19 protein-coding genes are annotated in these 24,551 nt (G+C 39.4%); 1 reads left to right on the top strand and 18 read right to left on the bottom strand.

What is annotated here, in order from left to right; all coding sequences use genetic code 11:
- Positions 1-37: 37 nt before the first annotated feature.
- From ACQ4KW_RS08085 to ACQ4KW_RS08045, 9 genes are all read right to left on the bottom strand, one after another.
- Positions 38-526, bottom strand: a complete 489-nt coding sequence (locus ACQ4KW_RS08085) for a helix-turn-helix domain-containing protein (RefSeq protein ID WP_430886024.1) — start codon at positions 524-526, stop codon at positions 38-40.
- A 213-nt stretch (positions 527-739) separates the two neighbouring features.
- Positions 740-1,249 carry a metal-dependent hydrolase gene (locus ACQ4KW_RS08080; protein ID WP_430886023.1) on the bottom strand — a complete coding sequence of 170 codons (510 nt, stop codon included), beginning with the start codon at positions 1,247-1,249 and terminating at the stop codon, positions 740-742.
- A 50-nt stretch (positions 1,250-1,299) separates the two neighbouring features.
- A complete protein-coding gene (locus ACQ4KW_RS08075; RefSeq protein ID WP_430886022.1) occupies positions 1,300-1,644 on the bottom strand; it encodes a DsrE family protein in 345 nt (114 codons plus the stop codon).
- A gap of 30 nt (positions 1,645-1,674) precedes the next feature.
- Positions 1,675-3,129 carry a hypothetical protein gene (locus tag ACQ4KW_RS08070; protein WP_430886021.1) on the bottom strand — a complete coding sequence of 485 codons (1,455 nt, stop codon included), beginning with the start codon at positions 3,127-3,129 and terminating at the stop codon, positions 1,675-1,677.
- A 199-nt stretch (positions 3,130-3,328) separates the two neighbouring features.
- Positions 3,329-4,507 (bottom strand): S1C family serine protease, encoded by a 1,179-nt coding sequence (locus tag ACQ4KW_RS08065; RefSeq protein ID WP_430886020.1) that lies wholly within the window; start codon positions 4,505-4,507, stop codon positions 3,329-3,331.
- A gap of 99 nt (positions 4,508-4,606) precedes the next feature.
- The gene (locus tag ACQ4KW_RS08060; protein ID WP_430886019.1) at positions 4,607-5,065 is read right to left on the bottom strand and encodes an Hsp20/alpha crystallin family protein; all 459 of its coding nucleotides are present in this window, start codon (positions 5,063-5,065) and stop codon (positions 4,607-4,609) included.
- Positions 5,066-5,184: 119 nt separating this feature from the next.
- A complete protein-coding gene (locus ACQ4KW_RS08055; protein ID WP_430886018.1) occupies positions 5,185-6,618 on the bottom strand; it encodes a sensor histidine kinase in 1,434 nt (477 codons plus the stop codon).
- Between the two features lie 11 nt (positions 6,619-6,629).
- Entirely contained in the window at positions 6,630-7,313 is a 684-nt protein-coding gene (locus tag ACQ4KW_RS08050) for a response regulator (protein WP_430886017.1), read from the bottom strand.
- A complete protein-coding gene (locus ACQ4KW_RS08045) occupies positions 7,300-8,475 on the bottom strand; it encodes an AlbA family DNA-binding domain-containing protein (RefSeq protein ID WP_430886016.1) in 1,176 nt (391 codons plus the stop codon). Before ACQ4KW_RS08045 ends, ACQ4KW_RS08050 begins: the two co-directional genes overlap by 14 nt.
- Before the next feature lie 297 nt (positions 8,476-8,772).
- Here ACQ4KW_RS08045 and ACQ4KW_RS08040 point away from each other — a divergent pair, with 297 nt between their 5' ends.
- Positions 8,773-9,663, top strand: coding sequence for a selenium metabolism-associated LysR family transcriptional regulator (locus ACQ4KW_RS08040; RefSeq protein WP_430886015.1), 891 nt, complete (start codon positions 8,773-8,775; stop codon positions 9,661-9,663).
- Between the two features lie 122 nt (positions 9,664-9,785).
- On the opposite strand, the gene ACQ4KW_RS08035 is transcribed toward ACQ4KW_RS08040, so the two are convergent.
- The 9 genes from ACQ4KW_RS08035 to ACQ4KW_RS07995 all read right to left on the bottom strand — a co-directional run bounded on the left by ACQ4KW_RS08035 (position 9,786) and on the right by ACQ4KW_RS07995 (position 24,551).
- Positions 9,786-11,000: a hypothetical protein gene (locus ACQ4KW_RS08035; protein WP_430886014.1), complete on the bottom strand. Its 1,215-nt coding sequence runs from the start codon at positions 10,998-11,000 to the stop codon at positions 9,786-9,788.
- A gap of 241 nt (positions 11,001-11,241) precedes the next feature.
- The gene (locus ACQ4KW_RS08030) at positions 11,242-12,645 is read right to left on the bottom strand and encodes an aminopeptidase (protein ID WP_430886013.1); all 1,404 of its coding nucleotides are present in this window, start codon (positions 12,643-12,645) and stop codon (positions 11,242-11,244) included.
- Positions 12,646-12,931: 286 nt separating this feature from the next.
- Positions 12,932-13,588 carry a response regulator gene (locus tag ACQ4KW_RS08025; protein WP_430886012.1) on the bottom strand — a complete coding sequence of 219 codons (657 nt, stop codon included), beginning with the start codon at positions 13,586-13,588 and terminating at the stop codon, positions 12,932-12,934.
- Positions 13,572-14,741, bottom strand: coding sequence for a sensor histidine kinase (locus ACQ4KW_RS08020; protein ID WP_430886011.1), 1,170 nt, complete (start codon positions 14,739-14,741; stop codon positions 13,572-13,574). The genes ACQ4KW_RS08025 and ACQ4KW_RS08020 overlap by 17 nt, the downstream gene beginning before the upstream one ends.
- A 624-nt stretch (positions 14,742-15,365) precedes the next feature.
- The gene (locus ACQ4KW_RS08015; protein ID WP_430886010.1) at positions 15,366-15,833 is read right to left on the bottom strand and encodes a chemotaxis protein CheW; all 468 of its coding nucleotides are present in this window, start codon (positions 15,831-15,833) and stop codon (positions 15,366-15,368) included.
- A 13-nt stretch (positions 15,834-15,846) separates the two neighbouring features.
- Positions 15,847-16,047: a DUF896 domain-containing protein gene (locus ACQ4KW_RS08010; protein WP_430886009.1), complete on the bottom strand. Its 201-nt coding sequence runs from the start codon at positions 16,045-16,047 to the stop codon at positions 15,847-15,849.
- A 100-nt stretch (positions 16,048-16,147) separates the two neighbouring features.
- A complete protein-coding gene (locus tag ACQ4KW_RS08005; RefSeq protein WP_430886008.1) occupies positions 16,148-18,001 on the bottom strand; it encodes a YgiQ family radical SAM protein in 1,854 nt (617 codons plus the stop codon).
- Between the two features lie 140 nt (positions 18,002-18,141).
- On the bottom strand, positions 18,142-19,155 hold the full coding sequence (locus ACQ4KW_RS08000) for a LacI family DNA-binding transcriptional regulator (RefSeq protein WP_430886007.1): 1,014 nt from the start codon (positions 19,153-19,155) through the stop codon (positions 18,142-18,144).
- A 26-nt stretch (positions 19,156-19,181) separates the two neighbouring features.
- The gene (locus tag ACQ4KW_RS07995) at positions 19,182-24,551 is read right to left on the bottom strand and encodes a diguanylate cyclase (protein ID WP_430886006.1); all 5,370 of its coding nucleotides are present in this window, start codon (positions 24,549-24,551) and stop codon (positions 19,182-19,184) included.

The following is a 24,551-nucleotide window of genomic DNA, read 5'->3' as shown; positions in this document are numbered from 1 at the left end:
AATAGATCGGTTGTATATGTCGCTTGTTTGATTTCAATTACTTCTTGGCATTTTGAAACGGTTTTAGTGCCCCAACCATTTTTTCTATCACTGTGGGTGAGCCCCAAAACACGAATCGTGCCTTTCGTTCAACATTATCGAAAACATAATTAAATCTCGACGTTCCATTATCATCTTCAACACTATGTAGAACCTCCATAAGAGCATTAACCATCGGGGTTACGTTCTTCTTTTCTTCTACATAGTAGTCCACAATTGTACATATTTGTACAACATCGTCTGTTTGAAAATAGTCTGAGTCCATGAAGACACAAAAGTCGTCACTGCTCACTTGATTTGAACCTGTACTATGATTACACTGTGTCCCTTGTTTTAAAAATTTCTCCATAGCTTCCTCATAAACCCGCCACTGTCCTCCAACTTTTAGAGCTTCTAGCTTTCCACCAAAAATATATCGTCTAATTGTCTTAGGATGCACGCCAATTTTATCAGCGGCTTCATCAACCGTATAATATCTTTCCACCATACTAATCATCCCTTCTTGAGTATACTTTAACACGACACAAGTGGACAGTCAAGACTCTAATGGACACTTTTGTACTAAATTGGACAAATTCGAACATGTGTCTATGGTATTTTCAAACAACTTCATACCTCGAGGCTATAAAAAAGACACCTTATTTTCAATGAAAATAAGGTGTCTTTTAGACTATTTACACAGTAATTTTGACACGTTCCCCTATGAAATCATAGGGTAAGTCCAGTGTACACCTGCACGTGTCACACTGTCACTAAAGAGATGGCTCCAGTATCCAAAAATAACCGACGCCACAAAGGCATTGTCCTGTATAATACCCCCTAGTTTGATAAAGGCCAAGGAGTACAAGACCCCTCCCAATATACTATGGGTAAATGTTCTGTGCTCAGAAACACCTGTCCACATAAGGGCAATACCGAGAAAACTTGTGATGTGATCATTTTCAAGACCATATGCCAAAGCAGAAAACCCAGTTGTCAAATAGAACACTTTCTTCCATAAGCCGTTATTAAACTTTAACAGCTTATAATTAATTTTTGATTGAGGATGGTCCATATCAGGAAGCATCACCCCAATCAAAACACCAAATATATGTGATGCATTAAGGGTTAATCCTGTAATGTAGGAAACACAAAACACACAAATTAATCCAAATATCGCATGCCCCTTATATCTGAAATCATCCACCTCCAAACAAACGTACGTTCGCATCTATTTTAATGTATTCCAGACATAAATACAAAGGGGGGCTCTAGCTTATATCATATTGTCAGTATTTTATAGTCAAGTTTTATGTACTCTGTGAGTGGCTCACCCATATACTTGACATCAATACCTAGATCAGTTAGAGCTTGTTCAGCGCCCAATTTTTCTGCACAGGCCTTACAAGCAACCACTTCAACCCCTAAATCAATTAAACCTTTAATATGGTCTTGAATGCCTGCATTGTCTGCAACAAGTCTCGTGGAAGCGCCCCAAATAACAAGCGTTATTTCATGCCACCATGACTTTTTAAGTGCATTTTCAGCATACATAAAAACCATATTTTCAGCCGTTATCGGATCTCCATTCGTCCACAATATAACCAATTTATCAAGACTCATCATACATATCCCTCCACTTTGCAAGTCGCCCATTTATAAAAACACATCTGATAGATCCACATAATCCTTCAACATCCACTTGGGAATATAGGCCCTATGCGTTGGATCACGCCCTATAATGAGAAGGGCCTTGTCCTGTATAAGATAATTTGCATTCTCTAGGGTTTCTAATTTCGAATCCTCTCCAAAATACTTGACCAGTTCATCGTTTACAATTTTGAGCATCCAACCATCAAGTTCTGGGTACCCTTGCTTAAGCAACCGACTTAATGTAAGGGGTTCCCCTGTGGCAAGGTCAAAGTTAAAAGCCGTCACCGCCGATTTATCAAGCGTCCAGTCTTTCATGCTATTGGTACCCATACACTCAATGCTTAAATGTCTTTCATTGGCTGTATAAACATAGGTGTTAAAATAAAACGATCCCTCTGTCGCCTCATCAAACCCTGTGGCTTTTTTCTGATTCTCCACTTCTTCACGCAGGATTTGATTGATGCTCTCCTGTATAGTCACATTATTGTGTCCACTCAATTCTGGCAAGAATATGCTTTCTTTATGGTCGAGAATCTTCTTTTCCACCAGCTTCAGATTGGATTCCAGTCCAAAGCGCTTGAAATTTTCAATGAGTTGAATGTACTCGGGATGGTAGGCATACTCCTTGCTCTCAAGTTTGAACAAATACTTCATTCCAATTTTCGCGAAGTCGGATTCTAAATACAGCTCCATATGTTTTTTCATTAATGCCAAACGACTTTCAATAACCTTGTTTGTGTTAAAATCAAAAACAGGGTAAGCTTCATTGCCCAAAAAGTAAAGAACCAATTGATTTTTATACAGGCGGTTCAGGTCATTTTTATAGGCTGAATCCGGCCAAGTCTCTATATGCTTTTCAATTCGAATAATCATGGAAACGAGTTCATCCATATTCACAGGACTCCGACTTAAAAGTCTTTCCCCAAAGGCGTCAAAATAATAATTTAGTTCCACATAGTCCCTTGCAGGTCCAGCCGCTGGTCGGCTCAAGTCCATGAGCTTTTCAAAATCAATTTTAACTGTATAAAAATCCTCTTGATCCACTATAAGATAGCCTCTTGAGACAATCTCCTCCAGAAGGCCTCTTATGCTTTGATCCTCAATCTTATCAAGTTTTTCTTGTGTTAATGGCAGGCCAAGCGCATAAATAGCACCATCTATTTCACTTAAATGTACCATGTCTTGATAATAGCCCAAGTCATTTTGCAAAGACTCTAGCCGGCTATCCAGTTCAACACTTGACACATTTTCATCATCACTTCCGGTGTTCGAATCACCATGAACGGGGTTGTTGCTCGTCTTGCTGTCACCGCTACTGACATTCTCTGTATTCTTATTCATCCCATGTGTCTGAGTCGACTTACTATTATTGTCTATATCAGATTGAACGTTTCCATCCAATGTGCAAGCTGTAATAAAAATCATGCAGACACACGAGAGGATGATTACTTTTTTCATATATTGCCTCCTCGTTTGTCACCTTTCCTACATTCTATCATTTGCCCTCCGCCCTGTATACAAGCGGGAGTTACAATGTAGTAACGATTTGTTTAACAGGATGAAATATATAAAGAGGCAATACAAAAGGACCTAAAAGTTATACACTTTAGGTCCTTTTGTGCTGATTAAATTCTCATTCATCTTGAGAAAACAAGATTTAAAAATCATTTCTATCTGCTAATTTCACTGTCACTTCAACTTTTTTAGGTCCTTCTCTCACAATTGTAAGTGTGATTTCATCGCCCACACCATACTTTTGAAGTTCTTCAGTCATGGTCTCCCAGGTGTAGGTTTTCACACCATTGACACCTATAATCATATCTCCTCTCACAAGGCCTGCTTGCTCTGCAGGGGCTCCAGGAACAACACTCGCCACATAAATTCCAAGTGGAAGTCCATAGATTTCACTAAGCTGTTCATCGACAGTCTGACCTGAAATGCCTAGGAATGGTCTAGCCACATAGCCTTTTTCAATAATTTGACTCACAATAGGCTTGGCTTCATTAATTGGAATTGCAAATCCAATGCCTTCAACACTGGTGTCAGAAATTTTAACTGAGTTGATGCCAATGACTTCACCCCTGTTATTCACTAGGGCTCCGCCACTATTTCCTGGATTAATGGCTGCATCCGTTTGAAGCATAGCAAGGGAATTTTGCGACACTTCGCGACCGATGGCACTAATAACGCCAACAGTTACTGTATTGTTATAGCCAAGCGGATTCCCTATTGCAATAGCGGTTTCTCCAACCTTAACCTTGTCAGAATCACCAAGAACCACAGGGCTTAAATCCGTCATAATATCTATCGGGATGTCACTTCGACTCACTTTAATAATAGCCAAATCCGTCATAGCGTCCTTACCAACGATTTCAGCATCCACCATATTATCTTCTGAAAGCTCTACCAAGAGCTCGCTGGCGTCAGCCACAACATGGTTGTTGGTCATAATATAGACGTCATCAGAATCAATATTAAATATGACCCCAGAGCCCGCACCTTCGCTAACTTGAAGGTTGTTAAAAAAGTCTCTGTACTGAACCTTGCTCGTAATACCAACAATAGATGGTCCCACCATTTCCACAATATCCACCGTGTTCTTGACTGCCCCATCATATCCAACAGGTTTGACGACATCACTTATAGACGTTGACGCTTCATAAAATGGTATGGATGGCTTCGATCCACCACCGTACTCAAGGCCGACTCCAAAAGCCCCTCCTGCGATCAATAGAATTGCCAAGACGGATGCAAGAACCCTGCCGTGTTTTTTTCTTTTTGGGGTCTGTACAGGTTCTGGATGATAATCATAAATTCTATAATGTCTGTCTTCCATAAGGCTTCTCCTCTCATGCACTATAAATTCTCGCCAAATTGTATTTTGAAAACAAGAAAGGCGCCGTATATACGGCGCCTATTAAAGACCAGTACGATCTTACTTGATCTTTATGATTTTCTTCTCGCCGGTTGGTTTAACCTTTATGAGGTTAATTCTAAGAACACCGTTATTAAAAGAAGCATCCACTTGATTCATATCAATATTTTCAATGTAGAAACTTCGCCTAAACTCGCCTGCTCTTCTTTCCTTTCGGATATAATTATCTTTCTCCGAATCCGCACGTTCTTCTCTTTTTGCAATGATAGTCAGGTAATTGTTGTCATACTCTATTTGAACATTTTCCTTTTCCATACCTGGCAAATCGGCCTCTATAATATAAGAATCCTCATTGTCGATCACGTCGACCTGGAAGCAATTAAATTTTGCATTGAGGTTACCCAGTGGTGAGAAGAAATCATCGTCAAAGTCATTGAAGAAACTCTCAAACAACTTGTCAAAAGGATCATTCTTCTTAGCCAAACTGCTGTCCTTACTACTTGGCATCAGTCTGAACATATCAGCACCTCCTTACTCGTTCGTATCTTATGTACTTATTGTAACCCAGTATTTTAAAGAAAGTATGAACAAAGTGTGAAACATATTCCCTTAATTGTAAACAATCTTTCCGTTTGTCATTAAGACCGTTTAAAGATTTGGGTTTCTACAGAAAACACAAACATAACACCGACTTTTTCATCGGAGTACACTTCAATTTTTTCTTCATGAGCCCGTATGATCTCTTTTATGATAGCAAGACCCAGACCCGAAGAGTCTTTTTCACGACCACGGCTGTCATCAAGTTTATTAAACCTGTCCCAGATTGTATCAAGCTTATCTTTTGGGATAACCGCTCCGGAGTTTTGAATGCCAATAATATATTTGTCGCCTTTTAATTCCGATTTAACGCGTAAATCCCCTTCATGGTTGATAAACTTAAGGGCATTATCAAGCAGATTATAGACCACACGTCTCATAGCATTTTCATCCGCATGGGCCAAGACTTTCTCATCGCTTAAATTTATATGAAGCTTGAGATGCTTGTCAATAATTCTGCTTTCAAAGCGGTCGAGTTCTTCCAGAACCATTTGGTTGATATCAAAGTCCGTTTTATTGACCGTGATTTGCCCACTCTGCATTTTACTCAGTTCCAAAATATCATTAACCAGTTTTTTTAGTCTTTCGCTTTCCGACAGGACAATATTAAGGTATCTTTCCTGATTTTCCACTGGAATTGTCCCATCCTGAATGGCACATATATATCCCGTTATAGAGGTCAGTGGTGACCTTAAATCGTGGGACAGGTTTGATATGAACCGCTGTTTGGTGTTTTCAAGTTTTCGCAGTTCCCGGGACATATAATTGAAACTCTTGGCAAGTTCCCCCAGTTCATCATCTCTGTTTATGCGGATTTGCTGGTCGAAGTTTCCACTTGCCACCTCTTTAACGGCATGATTAAGTTCCTTATACTCACGGTTTATTTGTCTGGTAAATGAAAAAAGAACCACGGTCGCGATAAGGACAATGCCTGACATGGAGAGAAAAACCTGCCCGGTGATATTGAATGTTGCCTTCTCAATTTCAGGCATCATAACATTCATGAACATGGCCGTTTGAACATGCTCATCAATTTTAAAGGGGTAGGCCACCATAAGAACTTGGTCACTATAAACCCCTTGCATACTGGTTTCTTTGACCAGGATGTTGCCCGCGAAGACAGTGTTCCAATCATTTTCTGTCAGCATGGAAAGATCCATGCCCTGAAGAATATCATTTGAAACGGCAACATAAGACCCCTGACTATCAATAAGCCAAATATCTGCCCCGGTGTACTTATCTAGGGCCTTAATTTCTTTTCTGAGCATACTTATACGCTCAACAGGTGTGAGATGAGCCTCTTCAATGTCTTCGAAACTCTCCTGGAAAGCCCTGGCATTGGATATGAGATCATCGACACGTTGATCAACCAACGATCTTGTTAAAAAGTGATTCACGCCCATCGTCATAAAAATATAGCCAAGAAAAAGAACGACTATGTAGATGGCTGTAAACTTTGATAATAATTTTTTCATGCCTTCTCATCCTACTCCATTTGGAACTTGTATCCAACGCCCCAAACTGTTTTTATCTCCCAAGCATCTTCTTCTTTGAATTTTTCACGAAGCCTTTTTATATGCACATCCACCGTACGAGTCTCGCCTATATACTCATAGCCCCAAATATTATCAAGAAGTTGCTCTCGCGTGTAGACCCGGTTTGGATTGCTTACAAGATGGTAGAGTAGTTCTAGCTCCTTTGGTGGCAGTTCAACTTTTTTCCCGTGGTATGTCACAACATAATCCGACTTATCAATTGTCAAGTTTGGCACAACAACAACATCCTTGTCGTTAACCGGATCGCTGTAACGTCTAATGACAGCTTTCACACGGGCCAGCAACTCTTTAGGGTCAAATGGCTTGACCAAGTAGTCATCGGCACCAAGCTCAAGACCCAATACTTTGTCAAAGGTCTCCCCCTTAGCCGTAACCATGATAACAGGCACCTTGCTTGTTTTTCTAATTTCTGTGAGGACTTCGTAGCCGTCCATTTCAGGCATCATTATATCCAGCAGCAGCAAATCTGGCGCCAAATCAGAAAAGGCTTTCAAAGCCTCTTTTCCATCAGGATATGTGTGCGTCTCATACCCCTCTTTGTCCAGGTAAAGTGTCATCAATTCTGAAATGTTTGTATCGTCATCGACGATCATAATTGTTTTATTCCTGCTCATTTTTTACCTCCGCCTTTGACAGTCTCTCTATACCTGGCATAACCACTTTAAAGAGATCTATCTTTCTTAAGTTTAGTATTTGAACACGGCCATAGGGCTTTAAGTGTTGTTTAATATACTGTAGACCTGTTCCCATTTTTATAAAACGCCGCTTTTCATCTAAGGTTAATAATTGATGATAGAGCCAGTTGTTTCTTCTTTTTGTATTAAATTGATGGACAATGTTGTCCACCTTTTCCCTTCCAAATATTGATCCCGGACTGCTTACAACGACCTTTTTGTGGGATAGATATACCAAAATATCCCGAGAGTTGTCAAAATAATCCCTATGCAGGACAGCATTAAATATCGCTTCTTCAACAGCCACAATTGGATAGTTGACTTCAAGCGCTCTTAAATACTTAGAAGCTTCATCCATCATGCGAAACAGGTTGCCCTTAAGATGGACCGTTTTTTTAGACGCATCAAGCATGTCAATGATCCTTATGCCCAAATGGGGAAAATAATCCTGAGGTGTTTCACAGAAAAGGAGCAATCCACCAATAGTAGGGCAAAATGAGTCTGTGTCCCTATCATAATGTATGTAGCCAAGATTCGCCAGGAGTTCATAGTTTCCATACTGGTCCCCTAAATTCAATCGGGTCAGGTACTTTTTCATTAGATACTCATCATAGACGTCAATGCCCATACGAAGCACAGGCATTTGCTCGTTGTTGATAAGCCCACCCCTTTGAAGCATACTGGCAATCTCATCACGTCGGGCCACATCAGTCGTTGAACCCCGCCTTACATAAAACGCCCCCGTCTGAAGCATTTGATGCGGCTTTTTATAGCTCCTGAAAATGGTGATGACACAGACATGCTTTTGTTCATGCTCAAGATACTCCACACGAATGTTTACGGGCGGATCACACCGCAAGGTCAGAACCTGTTGAATACGCTCTTCGTCATAGGTTCCAGGTGTCACTCCGATTATTTTCTTAGTCTTGTCTTCCACGCCTATTATAAGATGTCCACGCCCGCCCTGGCTGTTGGCTATGGCTATAATATCTTTGGCGAGTTCTTTTTTACCCGAAGCTGTTTTCAAATTTAACTTGGCCTTAAAATCCAGCTTGGGTCCTTCTTTTTGCGAAAGAAGGTATTGCAGCTTCTGTTTGTTCATATCGAAGCCCCCTCTATTGCCTTTTTAGAGTATATACACTATTATAGACTGAATTTCTCATACATGACATTGTTTTAGCAATAAATTCAAATATTGTTTACATTGAGTGGTCATTAAATGGGATTGAAGAGGCTTCATTCTTCCTTGTATGGCTATTTGATAAATTAAAGTCTCTTCTTTATATATTTAGATTCTTTTACATGTATTTAGATTCTTTGCCCCCCTATTGAATAATTAAATATAGAGTGTTATGATATAATGTAGAGTTTGAAAATACACCCTTTGGGAGGGATACAATTGGATTTTAAACAACTTGAAAGCTTTGTGACCATTGCTAAGGTTAAAAGCTTCTCAAAAGCTGCAGAAAAATTATTTCTAACACAGCCAACCATTAGTAACCATATACATAACCTTGAAAAAGAACTAGGAACGGCCTTGTTTAACAGAACAAATAAAAACATCAGTCTCACAAATGCTGGTGAGATACTTTTTAAATACGCTGTTAGCATTTTAAACAAAAGGGACCATGCTTTTTTCTCATTGAACGCCTACAAAGGTCGTATTGAAGGCATACTTGAAATTGCTTCAAGTTCCATCCCTGAACAGTATTACCTCACAGATGTCATGTGCGCATTTAGCAACCAGTATCCTGATGTAAAATACAACTTGATGAAGTATGACACTAAAAAAGTTATCGATAAACTCAACTTGGGTGAAATCGATTTTGGCATTGTCGGGGCTAAAAAAGACTCTCCTCAGCTTGACTACATTGACATAATGGATGATGAAATTGTGCTTGTTGCCTCATCGCAAGCCTATGATAAAACCTCATCTATTCAGCTTGGGGACTTAACCGAAAAGCCACTCATTATGCGTGAAGAGGGCTCTGGCACCCGCGCTGTTGTAGAAAACACTCTAAAGCAAGCGGGCATTGGTCCTTCTGACTTAAAAGTGATTGCAGAAATTGAGAGCACAGAAACCATAAAGAAACTCGTTATAAAAGGTCTTGGCCTCAGTTTCATATCTAAGAAAGCTGTGGCAGAAGAAATTGCAAACGGTCAAATGAAGGTTCTTCAAGTTGATGAATTATCCATTGAGAGAAAGTTTTATTTCGTTTACCATACAAAGCGGGTTTTAAGCCCACTTTCAGAAACTTTCAAAGAATATATATTTAGCTTTAACAAATAAGTAAGATGTTAAAAGCCCCCTCCACCTCCTTTTAGGATCGTGTCGGGGGCTTTTAACATTTTATTGTTTTCTTAATCTATATTCACACGATTATAGCTTAGACTGCAGGCTTCTTCAGTGACTTATTTATAATCTGCCAGATTGGGTCGTATATTTTGTGTCATGGATTTCCAGATGAGATTCAATTTTTCCTGCTGTCTGACATTGACGGGGAACTGCTTTTCAAGTCTTTCCAAATAACTTCGCTGACAACTCTTCTGGACATGGATGGCCGCATCAAATATTAAATAGTCCACCGCCTTTCTCATGACCTCTATAAGGACCTTATTGGATGCAGACCAGTCTCCTGGAAAGGTCTTAAAAACTTCATGGGAAAAATTCCTAAGCTTTTGAACCTGACTGTCCACAGTCTTGTGTTGATAATAAATGCTAAAGAGGGTCCAGTGCTTTGAAGCGGCATCTGTATAAAGGTCTTGAAGATCATCTGCAAGTTGAAGAAGAATACCATAGCCAAGCAAAAAGTGAATCCACTGTGGACTCAAATCTCCACAAACAAGATACCCATCGGCAAGCACAGACGTCCCCCCCTTCATAAAACTAAGCTTTTGAATATAGGCTTCTGTCAGAGAATCATAAGACCCTTGCTGATTCAAGCTCTTCTCTTGAGCATTCTGTATCATCAAAATGCTTTCCCAAACCACTTCATAGACCTCCCTAGAGTAGGAAGCCTCCATCCTTTCAACCATGGAAAATACATCCTGCAAAGCTTTGCTTTCACACTGAACCCCTTGTCCTTGTAACCGACGCTTAAAAAGACTGTTGAAATTCTTTTTCTCGGACTTAGTAACAGACGGGTCATCTAAATAATTATCCGTTAAGGGATAGAGCATGCTGTAGCCAAAGATCGCAGGGCTGTGCTTTGCGTCTTGACCTTGTAAAACTTGAATGCTATGCATGATCCAGACATTTCTAAGGGCTTGAAATATTGATTCAGCCTCCATGTTGGGATCAAATTGTCTAGCCTCATCTATAAAGTCCCTCGTCGCACTGGCGTAAGTGGCCTGTATTAACGAGGCGCATTCATCCTTTTTTACCCCCAAAAGAATCTGAGCCAGTTTTGTAACGTCTTTTTCAAGAAGCGGCATTATCTCTTCAGGATTTAAGGAAGGGTCAATGGATTTGTAACATTTTTTGGTGATATGTCGAATTCTTATATAGTTCCAAATCTGTCTGATTCGGCTGATTTTAATGATTGGCTTGTTTGACTGAACACTCATTCTATCCCAGCACTCGCTCCACTCGGTTATTGAGCCCTCTACTTTTTCTTTGAGTTCCATAGCCTACCTCCTCATTCAAACCTTGCAAAATCTTTATTCTAGGTTATACTGGCCTAGTCATTTGCTTGATTAGGAAAATTATAACATTAATTTTATAAGAATCAGCCTTTCTAATCGTATTCTAATCAAGATATAATTTTTTAAAACAAAAAAACCCCAGCAAGCAGAATGTCTTCTGTCACCGGGGTATTGTTATAAATTTTTCAACGGCTATATTATTAAAGCCTCAAAGCACAGGGGATTAGCGGTTCATAAAAGCCTTATATGCCTTATAAGTCATGTAAACATCAGCCTTGCTGACGATTTCATAAGGAGCATGCATGCTAAGCATTGGCGTGCCACAATCAACAACTTCAGCACCAGCATTGGCTAGAATGTAGGCGATTGTTCCACCACCACCCTGGTCAACCTTGCCAAGCTCACCAATTTGCCATACAATGTCATTCGCATCAAAAAGGTTGCGCGCTTCAGAGACAAACTCTGCATTGGCATCGTTACAACCAGCTTTGCCACGGGCACCAGTGTACTTCGTGATTTGAACACCATTTCCAATAAATGATGTGTTGCGCTTGTCTGACACTTCTGGATAGTTTGGATCGAAAGCAGCGCATACATCTGCTGATAAAACCTTTGTTGCAGACAAGCTTCGACGTACAAGCAGGTCGCTGTACTGGTCTGCTTGAAGAGCAATCAGTTCTGCCACCATGTTTTCAAAGTAACGAGACTCTGATCCCGTGTTGCCCATACTGCCCACTTCTTCTTTGTCCATGAACATGCCCACTGCTGTATACGTTGGGTTTTCTGTTTCAAGAATAGCCTTCACACCTGCAAAAGAACACACTCTATCATCATGTCCATATGCAGAAATCATACTTCTGTCAAAACCAACATCTCTTGCCTTTCCAGCAGGTACAATTTCCAGTTCAGCAGAAGTGAAATCAATCTCTTCAATACCGTATTTTTCATTAAGAAGGCGCATAACGTTTGTCTTCACCTTGTCTTTTTCTTCATCGCTTGCTGGAATTGTTCCAACCAGAAGATTCAGACCTTCACCAGTAATAGCCTCTCCGAGTTTTTTCTGGTTTTGATCTTTAGCAAGGTGAGGCAGAAGGTCTGTAATAAACAGAACAGGATCGTCAGCATCTTCGCCAATGCAAATATTAATTTTTTCTCCATTTTTATTCATAACGACACCGTGCATAGCAAGTGGTATTGATGCCCACTGATACTTACGCACGCCACCGTAATAATGCGTTTTAAACATTGCAATTCCACTGTCTTCATAAAGTGGGAATGGTTTAAGATCAAGTCGTGGAGAATCAATATGCCCCCCAACAATACGCATGCCTTTTTCAATTGGCTCTTTACCCACAACAAATAAGATAATGGACTTATCTCTGTTGAGTGCGTAAATTTTCATACCCGGTTCAATTTTCTGACCCGCTTCAATAACAGATTCAACAGAAACATAGCCGTTTTCTTGAGCCATTTTCACAATGTCCCTGGCACATTCGCGTTCTGTCTTGCCCCTATCTAGAAACTTCTTGTACTCGTCATTTAACGAGAATATTTCTTTTGTTTGAGCTTCATCTGCGTTTTCCCAAACATTTCTGAATGTGTGTAGTAATGATTTTTTTTCTTCCATAATGATATGCCTCCAAACGAATGCTTCACTTACAATTAGATGTCTGCAAAATCACATATTTCGCCAATAAAACATGATATTTTTGCAAATCACGCTCAATAAAAAAACCCGCTTATTCAGCGGGCCGATTTTGATGATTTGAACAACTTAACCATTTCAAATTCGAAATTGGTAAGGTTCACCATTTATTTCGGAACGCTAAAGACCTCATATATAATGATAACCTTTTCCATGTTCCGATCAAAGTGTCATAATTTTAATTTTTCGTAACGATTAGGCAAATTTCCTAAGAAATCGGCTTTAAATTGTTTTTAATGGCATAAATTGCCGCCTGTGTTCTATCGTTAACGTGAATTTTCTTGAAAATGTTAGACACGTGATTCTTAACTGTCTTCTCACTAATGAAAAGCTTGTCTGCAATTTCCTTATTATTATTGCCCTCTGAGATAAGACAAAGAACCTCAAATTCTCTTCTTGTCAGATTGCTTCGCTTGGATTCCTCTGGCTCTTCGTCCTTGCGCTTATATGCACGAACAAGTTCTGAAGCCAAGGTTGGATGAATGTAATTTGTCCCACCATCAACTGTACGGATGGCATTGACCAGACTATTGGCATCTGCGTCTTTTAAGACATAGCCATCAGCACCCAAATTAATCGTTTCAAGCAGGTATTCTCGCTCGTCATGAATTGTAAGCATAATTATTTTTGTGTTATTGCCTTGCTCTTTAATCTTTCTTAAAGCTTGCATGCCATTCATGTTTGGCATATTGATATCGAGAAGGACAAGATCAGGCTGAAGTGTTGTTACTTTTTCAACAACATCAAGCCCATCCACTGCTTCACCAATCACCACAATATCATCTTCCAGTTCCAGTAGTTGCTTCAGACCTTGCCTCATTAAAGCGTGATCGTCAGCAATAAGAATTTTAATCTTCTTTTCCATACTCCCGTACCTCCCCTTCTTTCAAAGGTATTCTTGCAAGAAGCAATGTGCCTTTGCCACGCTTGCTCTTAACTTCGAACTCACCTTCTAAGTAGTCTATTCGTTCTCTAATATTATATAATCCAAAACCGCTGTCAACACTTGCATTTCCCACAATTTCTGAAGGATCAAAACCAACGCCATCGTCATCTATTTTTATGTAAATTTCCTTGCTGTTGATTTTAACCTCTAAATGCGCTGCCTTGCACCTAGAATGCTTGGCAATGTTGTTGAATCCCTCTTGAATAATTCGGAAGATCGTCAAATTAATAATCGGAATGATAATTTGACAATCTATTTCTTGGCTAAAAGTAATTCTGACATTGTGATTTCTCTCATGGTCATCAAGCAACTTTTTTATAGTTGGAATTAGGCCAAGATCATCAAGAGACATGGGCATCAAATCGTAAATGATTTTCCGAGTGGCTTTAAGGCTATCCCGAAGGTTATCCTTAAGATACTGCATTTCTTTTCGAGCCAACTCCATATCTTTATCCATTAGACGCTCTGTATATTCGGTTTTAACGACAAGATTTGCCATCATTTGAGCTGGACCGTCATGAATCTCCCTAGACATTCTCTGACGTTCATTCTCTTGCGCTTGAATAATTCGAATGCCTATATCTTTTTTATTCTTTAGATCTTCAAGTTGCTCAGACATTGTTGACTTTAAATATTCGAGCGCAAAACTCACTTTTGAAGTCAGTTTTTCAGCTTTTACACGAACATCTTTTGCATCATGAAGCCTTTGTTCCAGAGCCGATCGCATCATAAAAAGTTCTTTTTCTTCTTGCTTCTTTAGGGTCAAACGCACCCTCAACTCTTGTGCTTGTTCATAGGCCTCACGGACCTGTTCTTCTGAATATGATCCAAATTTCTTACTGAGTTCAGCTAGCTTTTTTCGACTGTTCTTCTCAAGAGCTTCGATATCATCTACTTCTTGAATAAGATTTTTCAAGCGTGCTTGCAAAAGTGTGTACTCCGTGTCAATAGACATGATATCCTTTTGCGCCTTCTCAGACAGATCAAATATTTCGTTTTTACCTTCTTCTATCGCTCCAACAGTTGTATCTAAAATTTGATCCAGCTGTTTCAGGCTTACAAAAGTATCCAATTTCCCACCTCAGCACATTTTCTTCCAGTATTATTATTATAGCATAGGTTTACTTATTTGTTGTCCAAATCTGTTGAAACATAAACATTTATGGACTAAAGTCACATATACAATAAGACCTGTATTTCGCTTGTCCTGCCTTATTACGGTTTTTGAATAAACCCATTATAACACAACCTATTTCATTCCCATTAAAACTGTAAAAGTAACGAAACATCTTCAAGTAAAATAGTGATTTTAAACTAGATATTTATACAAGTGAACTAGGTCTATAGAATGATACCCACTTAAAATCATTTAAAAGACAAAGCCTCTTAATATACGATTTGTATAATAACTAGGACGTTTTAATTGAACTGATGCTTGTATAGATGATTAATTGGATGGCTCAGGCACAGTTCGAGCCCTATTCAAATATGGCAATTAAAAAGAGATACGTGCCTTTTAAAAGGACAACCGCATCTCTTAGAATAAGCTAGTTCAGGCGTTTGCAAAATTACAGATTCATCTTTTCACCATGTCCAGTTTAGAATGTTTGATTCTCAAATATCTATACTTGATATGGTGAGTGGTCTTAAATGATATTTTACAAGTCACTCAGTTAGCAATATGAATTTTATACAATTACTGGACTTTTTCCAAGTCCATCTCATCAAGCATTTCCGTTTCTTCCTCTGAAAGAATTTTCTCAAAGTCTAGCAGAACAATTATTTCGCCATCATTTTTACCTACACCAGCAATAAACTGGCGGTCTTTGCCTGCAATAATGGCTGGTGCCGGATCGATATCCTTGCCCTCAAGTCTTATCACTTGTGAAGCATCATCAACAACAAATCCAATATCTCGTTCATTTGTATTATATACAATAATTCTTGGATCAGCATTTTCAGCAGTCGATGCGATGTTAAATCTTGTCTTCAGGTTGATGATAGGAATGATGTCCCCTCTGAGATTGATAATACCCTCAATATACGCAGGTGCGTCTGGTACTTTAGTGATAGATGAAAACTCAGTGATTCCGCCCACATTTGAAATTTCTACACCGTATTTTTCATCACCCAACTTAAAGATGACATACTGTCGATCTGACATACTTGTCCCTCCTCTAAGACTTCTTGTTCTCTTCTAAATCTTCTACATAAGTTACTTCAAGGTTTTCTAGTCTCTGACGGAAGCCTTTTCTGAACACACTTAGATATTCTTCACGTAGCGCCTTTTGCTCCACTTTTTCAGCATCTGTTAAACCTTCTTTTTTTTTCTTATTTGCAAGTTCGTTAATTCTAGCCATTTTTTCTTTAGATAACACGTTTATTACTCCTTACATATTCATCTACACTTATGATTATACCCTAACTTGAACCAGTAAAACCAGACCAATTAGAGTCTGCTTCTTATAGTTCAAAAGCTTACTTTCTTTTACGCTTTGATTTCTTATTTCTATGTCTCGGTGGTGAAGTTGTTTTCTTATCTGGGCGTATAAGGGATTTTTCACCAAACCCAATGAGATCTTCACGTCCAGCCGCCTTCAGTGCATCTTTCACCTTATTGCGATTGGATGGTTTTGAGAACTGAAGCAAGGCTCTCTGAAGGGCTTTTTCCTCACCCGTTTTAGGAACATAGACATTTTGCATGGTCATGGGGTCAATACCCGTATAATACATACATGTCGAAAGGGTTCCAGGTGTTGGATAGAAATCCTGTACCTGTTCAGGCTGATAGCCAATATCCCTCAAGTACTCAGCCAGCTTAACCGCTGAACGCATCGTTGAACCAGGATGTGATGACATCAGATATGGCACCAGGTACTGTTCTTTTCCAAGATCCTTGCATATTTTAAAATACTTTTTCGTAAAGGCATCGTAGACCTTACGTCCAGGCTTGCCCATATGTCTAAGTACATTTGGGTCAATGTGCTCAGGAGCCACCTTAAGCTGTCCGCTTACATGGTGTTCACAGAGCTCTTTAAAAAAGGTGTCATCCTTATCTGCCATAATGTAATCATAACGCAGACCCGAACGCACAAATACTTTCTTTACCCCACGCACTTTACGCAACTTCCTAAGAAGAGCCAAATAGTCACTATGGTCTACATCAAGATTGGGACAAGGCTCTGGATATAAACATTGCCGGTCCTTACAAGCACCCAATTTGAGCTGCTTTTTACATGCAGCATTTCTGAAGTTAGCCGTCGGTCCTCCAACATCATGAATGTAACCTTTAAATTCCTTATCGGTTACAATTTGTTCCGCCTCTTTCAAAATACTTTCATGGCTTCTGCTATGAACAATTCGCCCTTGATGGAAGGCCAGAGCACAAAATGAGCAGTTTCCAAAACAACCTCTCTCACTTATGATGCTGTTTTTTACTTCTCGAATGGCTGGTATACCACCCGATTTTTCATACATAGGATGGTAGGTTCTCTGGTAGGACAGTTCAAAAACCCAGTCAAGCCTTTCTCTTTCAAGAGGCATAGCTGGCGGGTTTTGAACGACATACCGGCGTCCATGTTTTTGAATCAGGGTTTTTCCACGGATGGGATCCTGTTCATCATACTGCATTTTGAAGCATTTCGCATATTCGATTTTGCTTTCAGAAACCTCTTCAAAAGATGGAATTTCTTTTGCTTCATAAACTTCGCTGGGATCATCAACCATATATGTTGTGCCTGGAATATGACGGATGTACTGTATGTCCAGTCCATCGTTCATACAATCTGCCACTTCCCTAATTTGCTGCTCTGCCATCCCGTATACAAGGAGGTTGGCTTCTGAGTCTGCCAAAATAGATCGGCGCACTTTATTATCCCAATAGTCAAAGTGGGCAAATCGCCTTAGACTGGCTTCGACACCACCAATAATAATAGGCATCTTCTTATAGGCTCTTCGGATCATATTGGAGTACACAATGGTTGCTCGGTCGGGTCTATGCCCCATCTCGCCACCTGGTGAGTATAGTTCCTTATCCCGTCTTCTTTTGCTGACAGAATAATGGTTCACCATTGAATCAATATTTCCCGCTGTTACCAAAAATCCAAGTCTTGGTCGTCCAAATTCTTTATACGGTTCTACAGATGTCCAGTCCGGTTGAGCCAAAATGGCAACCTTATAGCCTGCATCTGTCAAAACACGGGAAATAACCGCCACACCGAAGCTTGGGTGGTCCACATAAGCGTCTCCACTCACAAGAACAAAGTCCGGTCTTTCCCATCCCATTCTCTCCATATCCGCTTTTGATACAGGGAGAAAATCATTTATAATCATTTAATTACTCCTATTCCCATACTTGCAACATGAAATATAATATCGCAACAAAGGAAACTTATCAACATATAAGTCATGCAAATCCCCTCCCTATGATCTCAAAGAACGACCATCAGGGCGGGGACAGATTTATTATATTTTTATTTTTTACTGCAACTGTCTCGTACTATGAGTTCATGGGGCAGAAGAACCATATTATTTTCAACCGCTTCTCCTTTAATGAGCTTGATTAAAAGTCTAATGGCAACAGCTCCCATATCATAAATTGGCTGTCTGATTGTCGTAAGTTTTGGTCTAAAGAGGCTGGACATTTTCGTGTCATAAAAACCAACAACGGAAACGTCTTCAGGAATTCTATAGCCATTGTCATATAGGGCGTTCATTGCCCCAACAGCCATATCATCAGCTGTAGCAAATATTGCCGATGGCACGTTGCCGCTATCAATCATTTCCTGCACAGCTTCATAGGCCTTTTCAGCTTGGAAGTATCCATCATACACAAGTGTCTCATCATAGACCAAGTCGTTTTCTTCCAAGGCTTTTTGATAGCCACTTAACTGGTCTATTCCAAATATTTCTTTTGTTGTACCATTTCGAATAAGGGCAATTTTCTTATGACCTTGTTCAATCAAATACTTGGTCATTTGGTAGGATGCATCAAAGTGATCCACTGTTACTGAATAAATATTATCATCCACTTGAGTTTTTCTATTGACCATGACAACTGGCATCTTATTTATGTCAATAAAATTCTTATGTTCCTCAGTGAGTTGATAAGTTATAAATATGATCCCTTCAACCTGCTTTGAGTTCAGTAGGTTGAGGTACTTCAGTTCTTGTTCTTTTTCACCATAAGAATTACATAGAATGATTTCGTAACCATAAGCCTTGGCAATTTCCTCCATGGCATTAAGCACTTCCCCAACATATGATGATGCAATATCAGGAACGATAACACCGATTGTACGGCTCTTTTTCATAACCAGGCTTCGCGCCACAGGGTTTGGCGTATAACCAGTTTCTCGGATAACCTCTAGGACCCTTTTTTTAATTTCATCACTCACGGGTTTTGAATCGTTAATAACTCGCGAAACCGTTGAAATTGATACATTAGCTTTCTTCGCAACATCTTTAATCGTTACTGACATTTTCATCACTCGCCTTCTCTATTTTATCTACACTAACCAATTATTTTCATCACGACACCACTTATGGAATCCACAAAATTAAATGCACTAAAATCGAATTCCTTTATAGAAATTGGAACACTTAACAGAATCATTCCCTTGGTCTTCTGATTTTCACGCAGTGGCATAATTATTATTGACTTCCAGTTTGGTTTTCCACCTAAGCTGTTTAGTTCAGCAACCTTACTCCAGTTGATGAAATAGTCGCCCGCATCTCTGTCCATGTATCTGCTTATAAGATCCATATCCAGCTCCATAGCTTGCCAGTCATCATATCCTTTTTCTCTGGCATAAACATGGCGAACTTCCCCATTCTCTATTTCTAAAATAGCGCCATTAGTGGCCTGGGTTATGTCTATGAGAGTGGTGAGCACGCTGAATATTTTATCATCTTTTGATGAAGGTGATCTCAACAGTTCTAAAACGTCCACCATGGCTTGAATATTTCTGGTATCATTGGAGATGTTGCCTGTTAAAATACCGGCAAGTTTATCAAATCTTGATCTTTCTTCACCAATATGGGCATTCCACAGGGTGGTCTTGTTTCTTCCAGCGTTTTTTGAATGGTAAAGGGCCTGATCCGCTTTTTCAATAAGTTCTTCCTCGGTTAAACCATGATCGGGATATGTTGCCACACCCAAACTTAAGGTAACGGGTTCATCATCGTTTAATGGGGTTGACCCTTCGATGGCTTTTCTTATTTTTTCTGATACAACATAGGCCTCTTCATCCCCGGTGTTGGGTAGGACAATAATAAACTCTTCGCCCCCATAACGCCCCACCAGATCTGTTTCACGTAAGTTCATATTCAGATGATACCCAATTAATTTAAGAATTTCGTCACCTTTTCTATGACCATACCTGTCATTTATAGATTTAAATTTGTCTATGTCGCACATAATAACTGACAGTCTGCCACTGGACTGACGGGTGTGAATCAACTGAGCAGAAAACTTATCTTCAATATACTTTCTCAAGTAAACCCCTGTCAGCTCATCCACGGAAGACAACTTCTTAATATTGAGGTTGTCAATCATTAGACTCAGCATGCTGGTGAGTCGTTTGAGCTTCTTGAAGATCACAGGGCTGAATCTATTGAAAACTTGATTGGACTCCAAGTACAAATAACCTTGCAGGGTCTCATCCTCGTAATCATCAATGCGTCGACGTTTTGATGTGTCGTTGTCATGGGCGATGACAGGTATAAGGATGATGGCCTTTTGCTGCTCACTGAGCAGGTAGCTCAATCCATTGCCTTCAAAACTATTGATTAATATGCCCTCTCGGTCTGGTCCCAATTGAGAGATCAAACGTTTAATATCAGGGGCTATATAGTTTTCATCACTGGTCACCACTTCAACAATTTTTGAATTGGAGTCTGTGATATACACGCAACCGTTATCAGCTATAGCTGTCTGGATACAGTGAATGAGGGTATAGCGAATGCTTTGCCTTTCGTCTCTTTTAAGCTGATAAATAAGGTCATCTAGGGTCGAAAGATTCATACTATACTTTTCACTGTATATAGCATGAATTTTTTCAAGGAAGACATCATTATAGTAGAGACCTTGTATGGCTGACAAGTCAAAATAATCTTCAACTGACAATGTTTCCAGTTCATGCATCAACAGTTTTTCATCAGAAGATCTACGTCCATCTATTTTTCTTCTTATGGCATTGATCTTTGATTTCAACTCAATTTTTGATTCATCATACAACAAATAATTTTCCCTTTGACCTTCTGGAATACTAAAGGTCAAGGATTTAATAATATCAAGGGACATGAGGTAGTTTGTTAAGGCCAAATAGGCATCGCCTTCATAGAAATACTCATCAGCCAACAATTTATAGGTAAACCACTTCCACTCCTTGTTCATTTTTAAGTTTTTATCATGAAGCAGATCATATATAGCTTGAATACGGTTTTCCCCAAGAATGGCCTGGAGAATCTTTCTCTTCCATTTAAGAACTTCAGAATCAAACTGCGGTATTAGTGTTTGATCAAGTGCTAGAAGCATCTTTACCTGGATGTACTTTTTGCTATTTGAAAGCTCCAGTGATAATCCGAGAAGCATATGCCTTAAAACATGGGCCGTTTGGTAGCTGTCTACCTTTTCAACCATATCTTCAAACCACTGCATATCAATGGACTTGTTCAATTTAAGAAAATTGTCCTTATACCACTGAATTCTATACCTCAGTGCGCTCACTTCCATATGCTTGGCCTTATCATCGCACTCAGACATTTCTGCGCAAGTGTTTAGAATTCGCTCTGCCTTTTCATAATTCTTGATTTGAAGATTAAAATATACACTGACCATGTAATAGTCGTATAGGTCTTTAGAAACATCCTTCTTGCTTAAACTCAACGATGAACTCGGCAGCTCAGAATCCATCTTCTTAAGGATTCCAAAAGCCCGTTCATAGCTGTTCATCTTTATATAAGTCTCACATAATAGGGGCAGGGCCAGGTGCATGTCAATTCGACTGTCAATTTCTTCTGCTGCGCGCAGGGCCTTGTTTAGATAAGTTAGAGCTTCTTCAAAGCGATCTTCCCTTAAATAACTTTGACCAATATTGTGTAAATAGATTGGTCGCTGTGCCAAAATATTTAAGTCATTTGTTATGGAAAGGGCTTTGAGAAAGTACTGACGACTTACATCAACACTTCCAAATCCTTCACCATAAAGGACCCTCATATTGTTGTAGGCCTTGGCTTCTTCAAAACGGTCCCCATCGCTTCTGAAATTTTCAAGAGCGATTTTGAAATAGCCTTCCGCTTCTTCGAGCTTTCCATTACGAGATTTATAGGTCCCGTATTCATTAAAGAAATAGCCTGTATAATGGTGCATTTTATTCTCTATAGATAAGTCAATATACTTTGGAAGCTCCTCAGTGATTTTTAAGTCTTCACCCATCCTTACCCATAGCTTGAGCAGGTATTTCACAGCCCCCAACTGACCTTCTAAATAATTTATTCTTTCTGACTCAGCAAGAACATTTTCGAGAATCTTATAGGGCTTTTCCAGTTCTCCCCTAAGGACTTCCACGTCTGCTAGATGAATGCTTGCATCAATACATGACACGTCATTCTGCATGACCTTTGAAATCTCTAAAGCTTTTTGAAATATATCCTCAGCTTCTCTTGTCCTACCAATTAGTCTATACAGTCTTCCTGTTTTGTTTAAAAGTCTAGCGGCATCAATTTCTGGGTCATACTTGTCAATTAAAACAAGGGCTTTCTCATAGAATTCAATGGCCTGGGTATAGATGTTAAGACGTGTCATTTCCTCAGCTGCAAGGACACAGTATTTCACGGCTCTTCCAAGCTGCTGACTTTCAATTAAATGATAGATTAATTGATCGGATAAATGCCGTCCTAAGTCCTTATAGAAATCCTCTAAAATTTCAGCAGCCACACTATGGTACTTAACCCTTCTTTCTGGTTCAATACGACTCAGTATGTGAGACCGCATGACTCGACCAGAAAAATCATATGAATATCCCCAATCGCCAAGTTTTTGAATGAGTATGCCCTTGTCGACCATGTCATTTAAAACCTTGCCAATTGACACAATATTAAAAGCGTCAAATACTTTGTCAAGAATAACCGTTCCCACTGGCTCGTTGAATATGGAAACAGCTTCTAAGACCTTTCTCTCTTCATCACTTAATCCTTTTAATGAAGTTGAGACCCACTGTTCCGATGTCGTTGAAGCCTCAAGAAGTTGTATGTCACGTGGTAGATCAAACTTCCATTTTCGATTTTCATCCACATATATTCGATTATCAACAAATAGAATACGAATCATTTCTTCAATTCTTCTTGCGTTGCCCTCAAAAGTCTTTATCAGGAGGGCGCTAAACTCAATGGGACTCTTTTTAACCCCAAGCATTCTTCTTATGAACTCGGCCCCTTCTTCAAAGTTGAAAGCATTCAACTGAAATTTTACAATGCTTTCGTTTGTAAACCAGTCTTCCTGACTGGCCGGGGCATGTGAGCATATTATGAGTATAGGAATATCTTTTTGAACAGAAGTCAAAAAATCAATAATTGTGTGTTCATACTTGCTTAAACGCTCTGCATTATCAATTAATAATATAAATGGCCGATCTGTTCCAAAGTCACTTAAGAAATTGAAAATCCTATTGGCCATCTTCAAATATTCATGTTCATCATTTAAAACGGGTGTGGGTTGAACATCCCACCGATTCTTGAGTTCAGGAAATAGTTTTACCAATTCCGGTCCGTATTTCTGTATGAGCTCCCAACTTAATTTCTCATTGAATAAAATACGACTAAGAATTGGCTTAAAAGCCGCAAAAGGGTCTCTTTGTTGCTTGGTCACCTCGGTACGAATAACATCAAATCCGTGTATTTTAAGCAAATACTCTAGTTCGTAAAGTATTCGGCTTTTTCCCAGTCCTGGGTCACCCATAATTCGAATGCCAACTGGCCCACTCAGGTCTGATGTTCTCATACCAGCATATTGCAGTGTATTTTCAATAATTTTTTCATTGCCAACAAGGCCAATATTATGATGGAGTCTATTGTATGACGTGCTGTCAGTAAACTCGTAATCATAACGCAATTGGTTTGCAAGCTTGGCAATGAAATCGTCAATATTTGAAAATCTATTTTCTACAATATTGCTTGTGACTTTTTTTAGTGTGTTTGTTAATGGATTTTGCCCAACAACCTCATCAAGTCGGTCAATTACATCAATATCAACCGAGCCTTGATAATAAATCAAGTAGATCAGCACACCCAAAGAATATAAGTCAGCAGAGCTGTTAAACTGCTCATACCAAATAGATTCCGGCGCCATAAATGTGTTGATTTGTCTTGGTGAATACACAGATATGTCCTTATACTGACAAAGGTATGCGAAATCATGAAGCTTCACTGTCAACCTGTCATCTTCACGCAGAAACATGACATTGTCAAAGTTCAGGTAACCATACGTGAGTCCCCTGAAGTGAAGATACTGGACCGCCCGACATAAATCGAATATGGCTGTATAGACTTCATCTCTTGTAAGATCCTTATAGTCCACTTGACTTGACTGCTCGTAATATTCGGATGTGTAAAAATATTGGTGTCTTACCACCGGTTTATTATCCACACTGTTTAGCATTTCAAAGGCATAGGACTCACAAATATTTGGATGATTCACGGTTGTCCACATAAGGAAATCATCAATATATTTTCGAACTCTATCAGATTTAGAATATTCTTTTGTAAATAATTTGAGTCTGACGTCACGATTTCGAGTCATTAAATCCACTGCATGATACAACTCACCCGTTGAATCAGAGTCAATGACATCAACTATTCGATATCGTCTATTGATGATTTTCAC

Origin of the sequence: Tianxiuia mixotrophica, assembly GCF_050596425.1 — a bacterium.
GTDB lineage: Bacteria > Bacillota > Clostridia > Peptostreptococcales > Acidaminobacteraceae.
Note: the sequence above shows the minus strand (reverse complement) of the source record. Positions and strands in the feature narration are given on the sequence as shown.

Excerpts from the sequence above, each read along its gene's own strand:
- ACQ4KW_RS08015 (WP_430886010.1), bottom strand. The coding sequence starts at position 15,833 with ATGTCAGATCGACAGTATGTCATCTTTAAGTTGGGTGATGAAAAATAC.
- ACQ4KW_RS08055 (WP_430886018.1), bottom strand. The coding sequence starts at position 6,618 with ATGAAAAAATTATTATCAAAGTTTACAGCCATCTACATAGTCGTTCTT.
- ACQ4KW_RS08000 (WP_430886007.1), bottom strand. The coding sequence starts at position 19,155 with ATGAAAATGTCAGTAACGATTAAAGATGTTGCGAAGAAAGCTAATGTA.
- ACQ4KW_RS08035 (WP_430886014.1), bottom strand. The coding sequence starts at position 11,000 with ATGGAACTCAAAGAAAAAGTAGAGGGCTCAATAACCGAGTGGAGCGAG.
- ACQ4KW_RS08065 (WP_430886020.1), bottom strand. The coding sequence starts at position 4,507 with ATGGAAGACAGACATTATAGAATTTATGATTATCATCCAGAACCTGTA.
- ACQ4KW_RS08005 (WP_430886008.1), bottom strand. The coding sequence starts at position 18,001 with ATGATTATAAATGATTTTCTCCCTGTATCAAAAGCGGATATGGAGAGA.
- ACQ4KW_RS08060 (WP_430886019.1), bottom strand. The coding sequence starts at position 5,065 with ATGTTCAGACTGATGCCAAGTAGTAAGGACAGCAGTTTGGCTAAGAAG.
- ACQ4KW_RS08045 (WP_430886016.1), bottom strand. The coding sequence starts at position 8,475 with ATGAACAAACAGAAGCTGCAATACCTTCTTTCGCAAAAAGAAGGACCC.
- ACQ4KW_RS08075 (WP_430886022.1), bottom strand. The coding sequence starts at position 1,644 with ATGATGAGTCTTGATAAATTGGTTATATTGTGGACGAATGGAGATCCG.
- ACQ4KW_RS08080 (WP_430886023.1), bottom strand. The coding sequence starts at position 1,249 with ATGCGAACGTACGTTTGTTTGGAGGTGGATGATTTCAGATATAAGGGG.
- ACQ4KW_RS08030 (WP_430886013.1), bottom strand. The coding sequence starts at position 12,645 with ATGGAAGAAAAAAAATCATTACTACACACATTCAGAAATGTTTGGGAA.
- ACQ4KW_RS08050 (WP_430886017.1), bottom strand. The coding sequence starts at position 7,313 with ATGAGCAGGAATAAAACAATTATGATCGTCGATGACGATACAAACATT.
- ACQ4KW_RS08070 (WP_430886021.1), bottom strand. The coding sequence starts at position 3,129 with ATGAAAAAAGTAATCATCCTCTCGTGTGTCTGCATGATTTTTATTACA.
- ACQ4KW_RS08025 (WP_430886012.1), bottom strand. The coding sequence starts at position 13,588 with ATGGAAAAGAAGATTAAAATTCTTATTGCTGACGATCACGCTTTAATG.
- ACQ4KW_RS08085 (WP_430886024.1), bottom strand. The coding sequence starts at position 526 with ATGGTGGAAAGATATTATACGGTTGATGAAGCCGCTGATAAAATTGGC.